The sequence below is a fragment of the Streptococcus sp. SC1 genome, from assembly GCF_030272855.1.
Classification (GTDB): Bacteria; Bacillota; Bacilli; order Lactobacillales; family Streptococcaceae; genus Streptococcus.
This window is the reverse complement of record NZ_JAQCMU010000001.1, coordinates 117,315-133,466: the sequence shown is the minus strand read 5'-3', so window position 1 is coordinate 133,466 and position 16,152 is coordinate 117,315. Positions and strand designations below refer to the sequence as shown.

The following is a 16,152-nucleotide window of genomic DNA, read 5'->3' as shown; positions in this document are numbered from 1 at the left end:
AAGAAGCTTCCTTACTGTTGCTCCTCAGCCCCGTTCATCAATAAATTATTGATATATTCTTCAGGTGGCATCTTTGTCATTTCTTTTAGATTGCTATTTTTAAAATAATTTAAAGTGAGTGCCTTTTCAATATCCAAATTGTCAAAATCGTAAGTTGACGTGATTTTCAGTTCATTTTCATTAAGAATCTGAACGGTTCCAGTGAAACCAGCAACAGTTTTTGCTTGAGTATAGTCCGTATCCTTTTGCATTGATTCATCCAAAAGTCGCTGAGTCTCCTCCAGCCCCACTTCTTTAATCGCATTTTTGATACTATCATCCGTTGGAGTAATTCTCTCCATAATCACCTTGATAAAACGTTTCCCTTGATAAGTGATAATTTGACTAGATTGAATTCCTTGCTCATCTTTTGGGAAAACTAGTTTCTTGGTGATAACTTCCTGCTTTTCAGCCTGACTGATAATGGGAAGATTAGTTGTAATTTCCTCTTTTTTCCCCTTTGGCTTGTCTGCTTTCTTATGAGCGCAGCCAGTCAATATCACAGCTGCTAAACCAAAAATTAGTAAAAATTTCTTCACGTTCCGTCCTCCTCAGAGATATTGTATCATAGTTTAACCGCTTGTCAATCATTTTTAGGTAATGCTACAGAAAAAAGGCAACCTAAAAGGCGCCTTTCCTTATCTAATTATAGAGCTGCTCGTAAGCGAGCTTCTGTATTCTCAACATTGCGCACTGCACGAGGTAAGAAGGCACGGATATCATCTTCCTTGTAACCAACTTGGAGACGCTTGTCATCCACCAAAATCGGACTTTTCAGAATCCGCGGTGTTTCCATGATAATGTCAATAACTTCGTTCACACTCAAATCTTCAATATCAACACCGAGTCCTTTTGCATAACGGTTTTTTGAAGATACAATGCTGGCAATGCCATTTTCAGTTTTTGCTAAAATATCAAGAATTTCTTCTTTGGTAATTCCTTCCTTACCAAGGTTTTGCTCCTTGTAAGTCAATTGATGGGCGTTTAGCCAGGTCTTTGCTTTTTTGCAGCTAGTACAACTTGAAACCGTATAAATTGTGATCATGCAAGTACTCCTTTCGCTACACGATACTACTATCGTAGTATATTATACCACAAAAACCATCGGTCTTGCGACCTATTTTGAAAAATTATTCCTCAATGTCAAAGGCATCGTCTAGATCAAGAGTCACTTCTTCTAATTTTTCAAGAGGAGCTTCAGCCTTACCCTTCACTGCTTCTGCTGGCTCATCATCTTCAATCAAGCCGTAACGTACACGGACTTGACGGTCGATTTCATCAAAGACTTCTGGATGATCAGCCAAATATTTCTTCGCATTTTCAGATCCTTGACCGATTTTTTCATCATTGTAAGAATACCAAGCACCAGCTTTTTTAATGATATCCAAGTCAGTCGCAATCTTAATCAGCTCGCCTGTCTTAGAAATACCTTCTCCGTACATGATTTCCACAAAGGCTTCCTTGAATGGTGGAGCCACCTTGTTTTTCACAACCTTGATTTTAGTTTCCTTACCGACATTGGTATCCTTCGCATCACCCGTACCCTTGATTTGGGTATTGCCACGGACATCCAGACGAACAGATGCGTAGAACTTCAAAGCACGTCCACCTGGTGTTGTTTCAGGATTTCCAAACATAACACCAACTTTTTCACGAAGTTGGTTGATAAAGATGGCAATCGTCTTGGTTTTGTTGATAGAAGCAGACAATTTGCGCATCGCCTGGCTCATCATCCGAGCCTGCAAGCCGACGTGGCTGTCACCGATATCGCCATCGATTTCTGCACGTGGCACCAGGGCTGCAACTGAGTCGATAACGACCAAATCAACTGCACCAGAGTCAATCAATTTTCCTGCAATTTCAAGACCTTGCTCCCCTGAGTCTGGTTGTGACAGCAGCAATTCATCAATGTTGACACCCAGAGCTGCAGCATAGGATGGATCCAAAGCGTGCTCCGCATCGATAAAGGCTGCGATCCCACCTTCTTTTTGTGCTTGAGCAACTGCATGAAGAGCAACGGTTGTCTTACCGGAAGACTCTGGACCGTAAATCTCAATAATCCGCCCCTTAGGATAACCACCCGCACCAAGGGCGATATCCAAAGCCAGAGAGCCTGAACTCATGACTTGAACCTTTTGCTCCGCTCGCTCGCCCAGACGCATAATCGCTCCCTTACCGAAGTCTTTTTCAATATTCTTCAGAGCGTTATCCAAAGCTTTTTGGCGTTCATCTCCAAATTTCTTTGTAATTTCATCCAAATTTTTCTGTTTTTTTGCCATTTATTTCTCCTATTTTTTTCTAAAATGTCTTTTGGCCATCTGTTCATTATACCAAAAATCAGTCCTTTAATAAAGTCTTTCGTACAAGGTTGAAAGCATGCATAACAGCAATCTTCCGCACATCCCGTCGGCTACGACCAGCAATATTGACCTCAATAATTTCCGTTCTTGATTCACTCGCTAAGCCGATAAAAACTGTCCCCGCTGGATGGCCTTCCAGTGAATCTGGACCAGCTACACCTGTCAGACTGACAGCTAGGTCACTTTCAGCCAGCTTTCTAGCCTGCTCTGCCATTTTCCCAGCCGTAAAAGCTGAAACGACACCATGCTTCTCCAGCTCTCCCAACGGGATATCCAGCATCCGGCTCTTTTCCTCCATACTGTAGGTTACAAAGCCACCTGAAAAAATAGCTGAAGCTCCAGCAAAATCAGCCAAGGTCGCTTGAAAGAGGCCTGCTGTCAAACTCTCCGCCGCCGAAATCGTCTTCGTTTGACTCTTGAGCAAATCAAAGGCAACTTGAGCCAAAGAATTGTCATCCCCATAACCGTAGAAAATCTCAGACAAAGGCTGCCCCTCAAAAGTCTTATGCGCCAAAATTTCCTTTTCCACAACCTCAAACTTAGCATCCGCTTCTGCCTGACTCAGAGCTTTAGTGGACAATCGCAAGGTCACTTCGCCCGTCTTTGCATAAGGCGCAATGGTCGGATCGCTTTGTTGATCAATCATTTCAGCCAAAATAGTCACTAATTGACTCTCGCCAATTCCGAAGAAGCGCAGCACCCGTGAATACAATTTCTGGCCTGTGGATAAGAGGGGAACCAGCTCGTTATTGACCATAGGTTTGAGCTCGCTAGGCGGGCCAGGCAGGACTACATAGGTCACTCCGTCTGCTTCTAACAAGCCTCCGACAGCTAAGCCGGTCGTATTTGGTAAAGGAGTCGAGCCTTCGACCAGCTGGGCCTGACGCTCATTGTTGGGCGTTCGGGCATAATCTGGTCGACTGGCAAAAAAACGGTCCAACTTTTCCACAGCCGCTGGGTCGAAGCTCAAATCTCGACCGATAAACTTAGCCAAGGTCTGCTTAGTCAAATCATCCTCCGTTGGCCCCAAGCCTCCTGTCAGGATAATTAAATCACTGCGCTCTTTGGCAATTTCTAGGACAGAGAGAAGACGATTTTCATTGTCCCCCACTGCCGTCTGAAAATAGACATCAACTCCTAGACTAGCTAGCTTTTCAGATAAAAACTGGGCATTGGTATTGACAATCTGACCTGTCAGAATCTCGGTGCCCACAGCAATAATTTCTGCTTTCATAGAACCTCCTACCTTGCTATTCGGAATTGGCTTTATTTTATCACAAAAAAGAGTAAAAAAGTTGATTTTCTTTTCAGGAAATAAAAAGAGCTGTCAACTTGATTGACAAAGTTGTCAACATCCTGTGGATAACTTTTGAAAATCTGTTTGTTATGGAGAATAACTGGCTTGTTAGGCAGATGCTATTGGCAAAGGAGACTTTTCTTTTTATAATAAACATGAAAAGCATGTAAAAAGTAATTTATTCATTTCGTTAGAAAGGGAAGCATCATGAAAATCTCTCAAGTTCTCAAGGACATTCGTCAACAACATCAACTCACTCAGGAAGCCTTATCAGAAAGACTCAAGGTTTCCCGCTCTGCCATTGCCCGCTGGGAAGGTGGAAAAGGAATCCCTGATATTGGCAATCTCATCGCTATCAGTCGGGAGTTTGATCTCAGTCTAGATCAGCTCATCAAGGAGGACGAGCGTTTGGAGAAAAAGGTCATCGAAGACAGCAAGGCCAAGAAATGGCATAATTTAGTCATCCTCTACCTTTTGTCTATCTTGGTTTACATTGGTGTCTTTGCTTATTTGCACCATATCTTTATGGCAGGCTTCCTCGTCTCTACTCTCTTTATGCTTTTCTACGAGCTGCGCATCTTTATCAAGGAAAAGATTTGGATGCAAAAAGAGGAGTAAAAATATCCATACTGTACAGAAAAGGCTTAGACAACTATCTTGTCTAGGCCTTTTTTTCGTCATTCTTTAACTTACTTTCATAGCGGAGACGGATGGTCGGCTCTCCGCGAAGGCTCAATCCCTCCTTTTCCCAGATCAGGGTCATCCCAATTTTTTCTAAAACTCCTTGACTAGCAAGATTGGGCTTAGTCGTGTGGGCAAGAAATATCTTTATCCCCGGCATGTTCTGAGCCAATTCTTTCAAAGCTAAGGCTGCTTCAGTAGCATAGCCTTTTCTGTGGTAGTTAGCATTGACTGTATAGCCTATTTCCGCCGTTTCTTGTTCCGTATCTATTCGAAGAGAGATATTCCCAATTAATTTACCTTCAGATTTCAACTCGATACCGTAGCGGCCCAAAGGAGCACTTAAATTATATAAAACAAGACTCTCTCGGCTCTCTTCTATGCTTTGGTGCTCTGGATAATCATATTTTAATAATTCTCCATCTGAAGTATATTCATGATAATCCAACAAATCATCCATGGTCATGGGACGTAGGAGGAGACGCTCCGTCTCCAAGATACGATTCTCCGCTAAATATACTAAAGCTCTATTGTCCATCCTTCATTTCCTTTATTAAAAATCTTCAAAATACTTAAAAAGTAACCGCTAAACTTTCGCTTTATTTACTTACCACTCTACTACTACATTAAAAAAATTGTAATCACAAAAGCAATGATATTGTTGCAGCAATGAAGGGCAATTGGATACCAGATATTTTTGTCCTTTCTCAGATACAGGAGCGAGAGAAGAAGACCTCCGGCAATATAGGAAATAGCTGTCACCCACTCTGATAAGTCCCAGCTGTGCATATGAAGGGTGGCAAATAGAAAGGTTGTTAACACAATACCGAGCCAGTTAGAGAATTTTGCCAAAAAAGTACCTAGGAAAAAGCGGCGGAAGAAAAACTCTTCAACGATTGGCCCGATAAAGCAACCGATAACCAAGATTAAAAATGGATTTTTCAACAAGGCATCTTGAATACTGGCATCATTCTGCCCCTGTAGCGGCAAGCCCAGACTCTGTTTAATCAAAGCTGAAAGCAGGTTACAGGCCATGGACAGGAAGAAAACGAAGACCATATACAAGGAAATCGTTTTTAGAAATTCCTTCTTCTTGGTCAGAATCAAGGCTAGCTGGTCCTTTAATTCTTCACGATAAGCTAAGATTCCCACGATAAATAAAAGGAAATAAACTGGGTAAATCAACCAATTTATCCCAATCAACTGCAAGCCTCTACCTAGAAACAAAATAGTATAGAGGGTGATAAAAATGAGGAGAAATTTTCTTGTTTTCATTGTTCTACTTCCAATCACAATTATTTTCATGGTCATTGATAAGGCCAGCTGCTTCTAAGAATGAATAGACACAAACTGGACCGACAAATTTGAAGCCTTGCTTTTTCAGCGCCTTGGACATGGTTTCTGAAAGCTCTGTCTTAGTAGGTGCTTCCTTGTAGTTCGTAATTTGATTGTCAATCGTTTTGAACTCGACAAAGGACCAGATATAGTCATTAAAAGAGCCAAACTGCTTTTGAACAGCCAGAAAAGCTTGGGCATTCGCTCTGGTCGCATAGATTTTCATCTTATTACGGACGATATTAGGATTGTCCAAAAGAGCATCCAAGTCTGCATCCGTCATCTGAGCAACTTTCTGGGCATCATAGAAATGAAAAGCTTCCCGAAAAGCCTGACGTTTATTGAGAATGGTCTCCCAAGAAAGTCCAGCCTGATAGGTCTCCATGCAGAGCAATTCAAATAATTTCTGATCATCATGGAGGGGTTTGCCCCACTCCTCATCATGATAGGCCACATATAAAGAGTTATTCATCTTTACCCAGCCACAACGTTTGGTCATATCTTCCTCCTATTTCACCAACATCTTAAGGGCAGACTTGATATAGTTTTCCGCCGTATCAGTCGTGCCTTCAAAGAATTTCTTGATTTTCTTGAGCTCAGCGGCTTTGTAGCCCAGAGCCAGCATAGCTTCCATGGCTCCTTCCAGCTCCTGATTATCCACAGTCTGGACAGGTGCCTTGCTTTCTGCCAGACCATCCGCCGCCACTACCTTGCCTTCCAAGTCCAGCACCATCTGCTGGGCAGTTTTCTTACCAATTTTAGGAAACTTGGTCAGGTAGGTGATGTTTTTCTGCTCAATGGCTTGCACTAAACCAGCATTATCATCTGCGGCAATGATAGCCAAGGCAGACACTGGGCCAATACCTGAGACTGAAATCAAGTTGAGAAAGAGCTGCTTCTCCTCCTCGGTCGCAAAACCGTATAAAAGCTCCGCGTCTTCTCTCACCACCTGGTGAACATAGACCTTGGCTTCCTGATGAAGCTGCCCTGAGTAAGCATAAGGATTAGCCACGTGAAGAATATAGCCGATAGAGTTGACTTCCAATACGATGTACTTGGCTGTAATTTTACTGATGATTCCTTTAAAATATTCGTACATAATCTTCCTTCTTTTTGTATCATTTTGCCTATCTAGTATATCATATTTTCTGTCTGGAAACTGCAAACAGAAGTGCAACCATTGGTTGACAAAATGTACAGGAAGCTGTATTCTCAAGATAACTAAAAGCTGTTAGGATAGAGTTAGCAAAGAAAAGGAGGCTGTGATCATGAAACTCGCTGATAAATTATTTGAACTAAGAAAAGAAAAAGGCTGGTCACAAGAAAAGCTAGCTGAACAAATCAATGTTTCTCGTCAAAGCATTTCCAAGTGGGAGTCTGGCCAAGCATTGCCAGAGCTGGAAAAAATTGTAGAACTGAGCAAGATTTTCCAAGTGACGACAGATTATCTGCTTTTAGGAGACAGCGATAAGCCGGAAATAAAACCCGTCCTCTCAGAAGACGAAAAAGACCGCTACTATAAGCAAGTAAAATCTTATGGCTTCTGGCATGTTTTGTATATTCTTGTATTAGCCTTGGCTATTTATCTCTTTTCCGCAGGTTCTATCTTTCCAGCAAAATTCACTGGCCTGGTCTGGTTAACTTTTTTCCTCCTAGTCGCATCCGCAATGGCTATTAACAAGGCGCTAAAGATTAAGGAAAAGTATCTGGACAAGGTTATGGGCCTTGATGAGGATTCTGAGAAAGAAAGGACTAAAGATCAAGCTAAAAATTGACAATCCCATACCTGTCAAAACTCGTCGAAAAGAGCTGATTGGAGACTGGCTTTTCATCTCGGGCTACCTCATTGCTCTTTTTTTACTGGCTATGGGCTTTTACAATCTGGTTCTAGGAGACATTCCTACATTCACTGAATCCCAGAGCCAGCTTCTGGCTTTTTCTACCTCAGTCCTGCCTCTAACTATCATCTTTGCTTGGCTAGACTATAGAAAAGGCAGTTTTGGCAAGCGCTGGGCAGGTTTACAGTTGGTTTACAAACATAGGAGCTTTGCTCATAGCCTTTTGCGCTCTGCTATCAAGTTTTTCCCTTGGCAGCTGGGACATATGGGAGCTATTCGTAGTGCTTATCAAGCAGATGCTTTGTCAATTTTCTTGTCAACTTCAGCAGGTATTCTCTTCTTGATTTTTCTGCTGATGGGACTTCTTTGCAAGGACAAACGCCATCTAGCTGATTTTCTTGCTGGAACGCAAGTTCAGCTCAAAAATTCAAAACAGCTCTAGTTTTATGACTAGGGCTGTTTGATCTTCTATAGAGTTTAGTATTTCCCCAACTCCCGCAGGCTAGTGTGATTTTCCTGAATGCGGCGGAACATTTTTTCCATATCTGACTTGGTAAAGTTGACCAAGACCGGTCGGCCGTGTGGGCAGTTGTAAGGATTATCACACTGGGACAGCTGAAAGAGCAAGTCACGCGCAGAGTAGTCATCCAGACTGTGATTGGCCTTGATGGAGCGTTTGCAGCTCATCATAATGGCCAGCTCTGCTCGATATTTCTTGATGGAAACTTCCTTGGTCAGGAGAAGCATATCACACATTTCATAGATGCCGTCCTCAATCTCCTCTTCCTTAAACCAAATGGGATGCTCACGGAGGATAAACTGGTTGGCTCCGTACTCTTCTAAAAAGATGCCAGCATCTTCTAACAGCTCCATCCGCTGCTTGATTCGCAGCATATCGTCTGCTGGAAATTCAAAGATATAGGGCACTAAGAGCTGCTGCTGGCTATCGTCCACATCTCCAATCTTCTCCCGATAATACTCATACTTGACCCGCTCTTGGGCAGCATGCTGGTCAATAATGTAAAGACCACCCTTGCCCTGAGCAAAGAGATAAGTGCCATGCATCTGGCCGAAATATTCTAACTCTGGGAAGCTTGATTTCTCTTCCTGTTCCAACTTATCCACAGCCCGCTCCAGACTGGCCTGGTCTAGCTCTGGATGGTCTAGTTGGTCATAGCTGACTGGCTTTCTCTCTGCGAATTTAACCGAAGTCGGTTGCGGTTCTGCTTTTTCATCTGTCGCTTCATGAACAGGCTCCGCTGATTCTTCAAAGGATAGCTGCTGCTCTGCCACCTGTGGCTTGAGGAAAAAGTCATTCTGCTCCTTATCGTAGTAGAGGCGATTTTCTTTCAGCGGAAGACTGGTCTGTTCGGGCTTATTGGCACGCTTAACAGTTGATTTGGCTAGATTTTCCAAAGCATCTGGGATAAGGTCTTGCTCCTTGAGACTGGCCGCAATAGCTTGCGAAATCAAGGCCATGAGTTCCCGCTCTTTAGAAATCCGCACCTCTTGCTTGGTCGGATGGACATTGACATCGGCCAGATAGGGGTCAATCTGAATATTGATGACTGCTAGTGGAAAGCGTCCTACCATAAGCTTGCTGCCGTAACCATCCAAAATAGCACGATTGAGCAGGAAATTCTTAATGTAGCGTCCATTGATGAGAATCGTAATATAATTACGATTCGCACGAGTCAACTCAGGCAGACTGACATAGCCGCTCACTTCAAAGTCCAAATCTGAAGCAGAGATTTCCACCATTTTCTTGGCTGTTGCCAGACCATAGATGCCTGCAATAGCCTGACGCAGATTGCCGCTGCCGGCAGTCCGTGTCATTTCGCGGCCGTCGCTGATAAGGGTGAAAGCCACTTCCGGATGGGCCAGACTAAGCCGATTAATCACATCAACGATATGGGAAAGTTCAGCCTGCTGGCTCTTCATATACTTGAGCCGGGCGGGAGTATTGAAGAAGAGATCTTCTATCTTGATTTTCGTTCCCACCGGACTGCTGGTAGGCTCATGCTCTTCAATTTCACCGCCTTGGGCAACTAGCAGGGTCCCGTGCTGGCCGGCTTCAGTCGCTGTCTCAATGGTAAAACGCGAGACAGAAGCAATGGAAGGAATGGCCTCGCCACGGAAACCCAATGTCCGAATCCGAAAGAGATCCGCCTGCTTCTTGATTTTACTGGTAGCATGGCGTCGAAGGGCCAGAGGGACATCTTCGTGGTCTATGCCCTCGCCATTATCCGTTACCTGAATGCTCTTGAGTCCGGCCTCCTCGATTTCGATGGTAATCTGACTGGCACCCGCATCAATTGAATTTTCCACCAGCTCCTTGACCACGCTGCTAGGTCGCTCAATGACCTCACCTGCTGCAATCTGATTGGCTAGAATTTCTGGAAGTTCGATAATTTTTGACATCTTTTTCTCCGTATTTGTTCTGCTATCTATTATAACACATTGGGCTCTTTCTAGCAGAGGGCAGACTTATCTTGCCCGCTCTGCTCACAAGACAAACCATATAGACACAAATAGCTGCCACATAGACAAAAGGGCTTGTTTTCGCTGCCAAGTTGCGGTTTAATAAAGGTGAAAGGAGGAAGTTATGAAAGTTAAGCTAAGAATCGATTCTCAAGTCACCGAAGACTCCGTCAGCATTGAGGCTCGCCTCATGACAGAAAGCATCCAGGAATTGGTCCACTTTGCTCAACATCTAGGCAAAGAAGACAAGATTCATGTCAAGAAAGAGGACGAAATCTATTTGCTGGATGCTAAGGAAATTCATCGAGTCTATACAGAAAATCGTCAGGTTCAGGTTCGAACAGCAAAAGACGGCTATCGAGCTCAACAAGCTCTTTATCAGTTGCTGCAGGTCCTGCCGGAGTATTTCCTGCAGATTTCTCAGTCAGAGATTATAAACAGCCGACAAATCAGCCACCTCAAGCTGACTCCAAATGGTCTGATTCAAATATTTCTGAAAAACGGTGATCAGACTTACTCGTCCCGCCGTTATCTCAAATCCATTAAAGAAAGGTTGCAATTATGAAAACTCGTCTTAAAGAACTCTTTTTCGGAGGAATTGGAGGGATTTTCATCGGTCTCTTCTTCTCCATGATTGTTTCTTATTTTTACAATCCAGCTTATCTACCGCTTCATCCTCGCTCGCCTATCGGCCACTTCTTTTTGAGCCAGCATGTCCACGTTTCCCTCATCATGCTCTACTGCCTGCTTATCTGGTTTATCATGGGAGCTATTTTCAGATGGAGTGGAAGCTTCTTCCAAAGAGACTGGAGCATCCTGCGCTCCATCATCAGCCACTTTGGCGTGATGATTCTAACCTTTGCACTTTTAGCTAACCTAGCTGGATTTTTCCCAAGAGAAAAAATACTCAGCCTGACACTGACTGCCGTCGGGGAATTCACTCTCATTTATCTGATTATTTCAGGTGTCATCTACTACCGCACTTACCGCAACATTCAAAAAATCAATAGCGGTTTGTCTAGCAAATCGTGAGAAATAAAAAGAGAGTGGAACAGAAATCGGTAATTCGTTAGAATTCGATTTCGTCGTCCCACCTCCGCACAGTTGAGTAGGGCTGTAAAAGCTGATGAAATCAGCGTAGTAGAGCCCACTCAACCACTGCGTCTTGCTCGACAATCCAAAGACAATTGAGAGGCTAGGACTTTTGTCCCAGCCTCTTTATTTTTACAACTTCTTCTTGAGCTCGGCCACTGCCGCCATGACTTCCAGGGGAGTCATATTGTAGATGTCCAAGTCTCGGAGTTCAGTCAGGATTGGATTTTCCGTTCCTTCTGCGAAAAGAGACATCTGCTCCGCCACTTGTGACCGTGTCGGTCTGGATTCAGCAGGAAGCTCTGAGTCAAGTCCTTTATTCTGACTCTCCAAATGGCTCAAAATGCTATCCGCCCGCTCCAGTAATTTCTCAGGAAGTCCAGCAATCTTCGCCACATGGATTCCATAGGACTTATCAGCCGGACCTGGCTCAATCTTATGCAGGAAAGTCACCTGTCCGTCCTTTTCCAAGGTTGCCACATGGACATTTTCCAAATGCTCCAAGATGTCCTCTAAGGCTGTCAGCTCATGATAGTGGGTGGCAAAGAGGGTTTTGGCCCCAGTATAATGATGAATATGCTCGATAATAGCCTGAGCCAGCGCCATCCCATCGTAAGTAGCCGTCCCACGACCCAGCTCATCAAAGAGGATGAGCGAACGCTCGCTGGCCTGCCGAATGGCCCGATTGGCCTCCATCATCTCCACCATAAAGGTGGACTGGCCAGACACCAAATCATCTGCTGCACCGATGCGAGTGAAAATCGCATCGAATAGTGGCAGACTGGCAGACTGGGCGGGCACATAAGATCCCATCTGTGCCATAATGACGATGATAGCCAGCTGGCGCATATAGGTCGATTTCCCGCTCATATTAGGTCCGGTAATGAGCTGGATGTCCGTTTCCTGGTCCAGCAGAATACTATTTGGAATGTAGCTTTGGGAACCCATCACCTTTTCCACAACAGGATGGCGGCCTTTTTCAATCTGCAGACGGCGCTCCGCAGTAAAGACAGGGCGTACCAAATGCTGCTGCTCTGCCACCGCAGCAAAGCTCTGCAGGACATCCACAGCTGCTAGTGTTTGTGCCAAGGCCTGCAAGCGCTGGATGTATTTGCCAACTTCTTCGCGAATCCGCATAAAGATCTCGTATTCCAGATTAGCAGATTTTTCACGCGCCTCCAGCATCTCTCCTTCAATCCGAGCCAGCTCCTCCGTTCCGAAACGCTCCGAATTTTTCAGGGTCGCCTTGCGGAAGAAATGACTAGGCACATGAGCCAGCTGGGAATTGGTCACGTGGAAATAGTAACCATCTTTTTTGTTGTAATCAATCTTCAGATTGCTGATGCCGCTGTTAGCACGTTCTTTGACTTCCAGCTCCGCAATCCATCCGGTTCCATCCCTCAGCACAAGCCGATACTGATCCAAGGTCTCATCAAAGCCTGTCCGAATGATATTGCCCTCGGTGATGATATGAGGTGCATCCGGCGAAATAGCTGAGCTAATCAAGCCTGCCAACTCTGGAATAGGATCCAAACCCTCAATCAAACGAGCTAGATGCGGGCTGCCTATTCCTTGCAAGATAGCCTTAATCTGAGGCACATTGCCCAATGTTGCTGCCAGCTGCAGCAGATCCTTAGGATTGGTCTTGCCAAAAGACACCCGACTAGCAAGGCGCTCGATATCATAGACTCCCTTGAGGCTCTCCGTCAAATCACTCCGCTCAAAGAAATGATCCAGAAAAACCTCGACGACATTCTGCCGCTGGCTAATTCGCGCTTCATCAATCAGCGGACGCTGGATCCAAGAGCGCAGCATGCGGCCGCCCATGGCCGTCTTGGTCTCGTCCATCAGCCAATAAAGACTGCCATGCTTCTTGCCCGAACGAGCATTTTCTGTCAAATCCAGACTCGCCTTGGTGGCATAGTCCATTTGCAGAAAGTCCTTGATTTCATAATGCTGGGCTTTCTTCAAATGGCTGAGCTCCCTCATCTGGGTCCGGTGCACATACTCCAGCAATTTCCCCGCTGCCTGACGCTCCATCGGAGACAGTTCCTCTCCCAACAGATGGACATCGTCCAAGGTCATCTGCACATAGGACAGCAAGAGGTTCATCTGTCCAGCCAAAACCTGCTCCTCAGCTTCTGGCAAGGCATAGCCCAGCACCACTTCCCTTGCCTTCAAATTACGGATTTCCCCGCAGACCAAGGCAAAGTCCTCTAAACTAGTCACCTGAAACTCACCGGTCACCAAGTCCATATAAGCCAGACCATAGAGGCCCTCTGAATAATCCAGAGCCACCAGAAAGTTATTCGCAGAGTCCGGCTTACTGGAATCCACCACCGTCCCCGGTGTGATAACCTGAACGACCTCCCTCTTAACAACGCCCTTGGCTTCCTTAGGATCTTCCATCTGCTCCGCAATTGCTACCTTATAGCCTGATTCGACCAAAACATCAATATACTGCTGAGCCGAATGATAGGGAACTCCGGCCATGGGAATGGGATTTTCTGCATTTTTATTGCGGCTGGTGAGAGAAATCTCTAAAATCTGGGCGGCATTGACCGCATCATCATAAAACAACTCATAGAAATCCCCCATCCGAAAGAGCAAGAAAGCATCTGGATAGTCCTTTTTGATATCCAAATACTGCTGCATACCTGGCGATAACTTTTCTACTGCCATCTCTATCCTTTCTAAAAACAAACGAGGTCAGGACTTCCGTCTCAAACCTCTCCATCAATTCTAAGCTTTTGGCTATTCCATACCTTCTTTGACACTCGTCTCGATTTCTCTAGCCGCTTCCTGATCCCGGCAAATCACAAGCAAGGTATTGGCACCTGCAACGGTTCCTAAAATCCGACTATCCAATGAACCATCTACCACATTTGCCAAGACCGTCGCTTCGCCCAGTCCTGTACGGAAAACCAGCGTGAACTCCGCTCGAGAAACAGCCTGAACATGACTGGCCAGAAATCCAGCCAGGTCCAACTCCTCTGCTTCATGAGCCAGCACATAGTAGACTTGCCCGTCTCTCTTCAGCTTGGTCAAGCCAATCTCCCTTAGGTCACGCGAGAGGGTTGTTTGGGTCACAAATATCCCCTCATCTTCCAGTCTTTTTTGAATATCCTTTTGTGTTCCTAACTTTTCTTCCTTGATCATCCATTTAATAAGCTGATGACGCTCGCTTTTTCTCATACTCGACCTCATTGACTGAATATTTATACTCTCAATTATATCAAAAAATCTATCTTATACCAAAAAAATTGAAGATTCCTCATAAAATGTGATAGAATAGTAACAAAAGACCCAAAGGAGCAAATATGGATAATAAACAATTAATCGCTAGCGAATTGGCCAAAGTTATTGACAGCTTGGACCAAACCGCTATTTCTAACCTACTAGAACAGCCGAAAAGTTCCGATCTTGGAGACATCGCCTTCCCAGCTTTCTCACTTGCAAAAGTAGAACGCAAGGCTCCTCAATCTATCGCTGCAGATATTGCTGAAAAGATCGACCCAAGTCATTTTGAAAAAGTTGTCGCAACTGGACCTTATGTCAACTTCTTCCTCAACAAAGCTAAAATCTCTGATCAAATCATCAAAGAAGTCATCAAGGAAGGCGCTGACTATGGTCAACAGAACGAAGGTCAGGGCGGAAATATCACAATTGACCTTTCCAGCCCTAACATTGCAAAACCTTTCTCTGTCGGACACTTACGTTCAACCGTTATCGGTGATGCCTTGTCTAATATCTTCCGTAAGATGGGCTACAATACCATCAAGATTAACCACTTAGGTGACTGGGGCAAGCAATTCGGTCTCCTCATGGTTGCCTACAAGAAGTGGGGCAACAAGGAAGCCGTTGAAGCCAACCCAATCGATGAACTCTTGCAACTTTATGTCCGCATCAATTCTGAAATCGAAAACGATCCAGCCTTGGATGAAGAAGGTCGCCTTTGGTTCAAGAAACTGGAAGATGGCGATCCAGAAGCAACAGAACTTTGGCAATGGTTCCGTGACGAAAGTCTCGTTGAATTTAACCGCATCTATGAATTGCTCGGCGTTGAATTTGATAGCTTAAATGGTGAAGCCTTCTACAATGACAAGATGGACGAAGCCGTTAAGATTTTGGAAGACAAGGGTCTCTTGAAAGAATCAAAAGGCGCTAGCATTGTGGACTTGGACGATGTCAACCTGCCACCAGCTATGATTAAAAAATCAGACGGTGCTACGCTTTACATCACCCGTGATATTGCCACTGCTATGTACCGTGCGCGCACTTACAACTTCGTCAAGAACGTTTATGTCGTTGGTCAAGAGCAATCAAACCACTTCCGTCAACTCAAGGCCGTCCTTAAGAAGATGGGATTTGACTGGAGCGATGACATGATCCACGTGGACTTTGGTCTGGTTACAAAGAATCGCCAAAAACTTTCAACACGTAAAGGAAATATCATCCTTCTGAAACCAACTCTACAAGAAGCGATCAGCCGTGCAAAAGCTCAAATTGAAGAGAAAAATCCAAATCTGGAAAACAAAGAAGCTGTTGCCCATGCAGTTGGTGTCGGTGCCGTTAAATTCTACGACCTTAAGACTGACCGTCGTAATGGCTATGACTTTGATTTGGAAGCAATGGTTTCCTTTGAAGGTGAAACTGGACCGTATGTACAATATGCCTATGCACGTATCCAGTCTATCCTACGCAAAGCAGACTTCAAGCCAAGTCTTGACGTTAACTACAATCTCAACGATGCTGAAAGCTGGGAAATTATCAAACTGCTCCAAGACTTCGCTCGCGTAGTCAAACGTGCAGCTGATAACTTTGAGCCATCTCTGATTGCCAAATACGCAATCAGCCTAGCTCAAGCCTTCAATAAATACTATGCTCACACTCGCATCTTGGATGAATCTCCGGAACGCGACAGCCGTCTAGCTCTCAGCTACACTACTGCTGTTGTGCTGAAGGAAGCTCTCCGCATGCTTGGTGTAGAAGCACCAGAAAAAATGTAACCCTACACAAACCTTCCAGT

At 44.7% G+C, this 16,152-nt stretch carries 17 protein-coding genes; 6 read left to right on the top strand and 11 right to left on the bottom strand.

Annotation, left to right across the window (positions count from 1 at the left end):
* Positions 1–11 precede the first annotated feature (11 nt).
* The 4 genes from PAN94_RS00700 to PAN94_RS00685 all read right to left on the bottom strand — a co-directional run bounded on the left by PAN94_RS00700 (position 12) and on the right by PAN94_RS00685 (position 3,633).
* Positions 12–578: an SP0191 family lipoprotein gene (locus PAN94_RS00700; RefSeq protein WP_285874256.1), complete on the bottom strand. Its 567-nt coding sequence runs from the start codon at positions 576–578 to the stop codon at positions 12–14.
* 107 nt (positions 579–685) lie between these two features.
* On the bottom strand, positions 686–1,084 hold the full coding sequence (spx, locus tag PAN94_RS00695; RefSeq protein WP_005591493.1) for a transcriptional regulator Spx: 399 nt from the start codon (positions 1,082–1,084) through the stop codon (positions 686–688).
* A gap of 85 nt (positions 1,085–1,169) precedes the next feature.
* Positions 1,170–2,318 carry a recombinase RecA gene (gene recA / locus PAN94_RS00690; protein WP_048763545.1) on the bottom strand — a complete coding sequence of 383 codons (1,149 nt, stop codon included), beginning with the start codon at positions 2,316–2,318 and terminating at the stop codon, positions 1,170–1,172.
* A gap of 58 nt (positions 2,319–2,376) precedes the next feature.
* Positions 2,377–3,633 (bottom strand): competence/damage-inducible protein A, encoded by a 1,257-nt coding sequence (locus PAN94_RS00685; protein WP_285874254.1) that lies wholly within the window; start codon positions 3,631–3,633, stop codon positions 2,377–2,379.
* Positions 3,634–3,903: 270 nt separating this feature from the next.
* Between PAN94_RS00685 and PAN94_RS00680 the strand changes: the two genes are divergently transcribed.
* A complete protein-coding gene (locus tag PAN94_RS00680; protein ID WP_285874251.1) occupies positions 3,904–4,314 on the top strand; it encodes a helix-turn-helix domain-containing protein in 411 nt (136 codons plus the stop codon).
* 43 nt (positions 4,315–4,357) lie between these two features.
* Here PAN94_RS00680 and PAN94_RS00675 read toward each other — a convergent pair whose 3' ends face one another.
* The 4 genes from PAN94_RS00675 to ruvA form a co-directional block, all read right to left on the bottom strand.
* Complete coding sequence (locus PAN94_RS00675; protein ID WP_285874249.1) at positions 4,358–4,915, bottom strand: GNAT family N-acetyltransferase; 558 nt, start codon at positions 4,913–4,915, stop codon at positions 4,358–4,360.
* Positions 4,916–4,998: 83 nt separating this feature from the next.
* Positions 4,999–5,652, bottom strand: a complete 654-nt coding sequence (locus tag PAN94_RS00670; RefSeq protein WP_285874247.1) for a CPBP family intramembrane glutamic endopeptidase — start codon at positions 5,650–5,652, stop codon at positions 4,999–5,001.
* Between the two features lie 4 nt (positions 5,653–5,656).
* Positions 5,657–6,211: a DNA-3-methyladenine glycosylase I gene (locus PAN94_RS00665; protein ID WP_285874245.1), complete on the bottom strand. Its 555-nt coding sequence runs from the start codon at positions 6,209–6,211 to the stop codon at positions 5,657–5,659.
* Positions 6,212–6,220: 9 nt separating this feature from the next.
* The gene (ruvA, locus tag PAN94_RS00660; RefSeq protein WP_285874244.1) at positions 6,221–6,811 is read right to left on the bottom strand and encodes a Holliday junction branch migration protein RuvA; all 591 of its coding nucleotides are present in this window, start codon (positions 6,809–6,811) and stop codon (positions 6,221–6,223) included.
* 169 nt (positions 6,812–6,980) lie between these two features.
* On the opposite strand from ruvA, the gene PAN94_RS00655 reads away from it, so the two are divergent.
* Both PAN94_RS00655 and PAN94_RS00650 read left to right on the top strand, forming a co-directional pair.
* The gene (locus PAN94_RS00655; protein WP_285874242.1) at positions 6,981–7,487 is read left to right on the top strand and encodes a helix-turn-helix domain-containing protein; all 507 of its coding nucleotides are present in this window, start codon (positions 6,981–6,983) and stop codon (positions 7,485–7,487) included.
* Positions 7,471–7,992, top strand: a complete 522-nt coding sequence (locus PAN94_RS00650) for an RDD family protein (RefSeq protein WP_285874494.1) — start codon at positions 7,471–7,473, stop codon at positions 7,990–7,992. Before PAN94_RS00655 ends, PAN94_RS00650 begins: the two co-directional genes overlap by 17 nt.
* Before the next feature lie 35 nt (positions 7,993–8,027).
* Here PAN94_RS00650 and mutL read toward each other — a convergent pair whose 3' ends face one another.
* Positions 8,028–9,971: a DNA mismatch repair endonuclease MutL gene (gene mutL / locus PAN94_RS00645; RefSeq protein WP_285874240.1), complete on the bottom strand. Its 1,944-nt coding sequence runs from the start codon at positions 9,969–9,971 to the stop codon at positions 8,028–8,030.
* 184 nt (positions 9,972–10,155) lie between these two features.
* Between mutL and PAN94_RS00640 the strand changes: the two genes are divergently transcribed.
* Both PAN94_RS00640 and PAN94_RS00635 read left to right on the top strand, forming a co-directional pair.
* Positions 10,156–10,596 carry a LytTR family DNA-binding domain-containing protein gene (locus PAN94_RS00640; protein WP_045500179.1) on the top strand — a complete coding sequence of 147 codons (441 nt, stop codon included), beginning with the start codon at positions 10,156–10,158 and terminating at the stop codon, positions 10,594–10,596.
* Positions 10,593–11,063 (top strand): DUF3021 domain-containing protein, encoded by a 471-nt coding sequence (locus PAN94_RS00635; protein WP_285874239.1) that lies wholly within the window; start codon positions 10,593–10,595, stop codon positions 11,061–11,063. Before PAN94_RS00640 ends, PAN94_RS00635 begins: the two co-directional genes overlap by 4 nt.
* A gap of 192 nt (positions 11,064–11,255) precedes the next feature.
* On the opposite strand, the gene mutS is transcribed toward PAN94_RS00635, so the two are convergent.
* Entirely contained in the window at positions 11,256–13,805 is a 2,550-nt protein-coding gene (gene mutS, locus PAN94_RS00630) for a DNA mismatch repair protein MutS (protein ID WP_285874238.1), read from the bottom strand.
* Between the two features lie 72 nt (positions 13,806–13,877).
* Positions 13,878–14,318 (bottom strand): arginine repressor, encoded by a 441-nt coding sequence (gene argR / locus PAN94_RS00625; RefSeq protein ID WP_187420976.1) that lies wholly within the window; start codon positions 14,316–14,318, stop codon positions 13,878–13,880.
* Between the two features lie 125 nt (positions 14,319–14,443).
* Between argR and argS the strand changes: the two genes are divergently transcribed.
* Positions 14,444–16,132, top strand: a complete 1,689-nt coding sequence (gene argS / locus PAN94_RS00620; RefSeq protein WP_285874237.1) for an arginine--tRNA ligase — start codon at positions 14,444–14,446, stop codon at positions 16,130–16,132.
* Positions 16,133–16,152 lie beyond the last annotated feature (20 nt).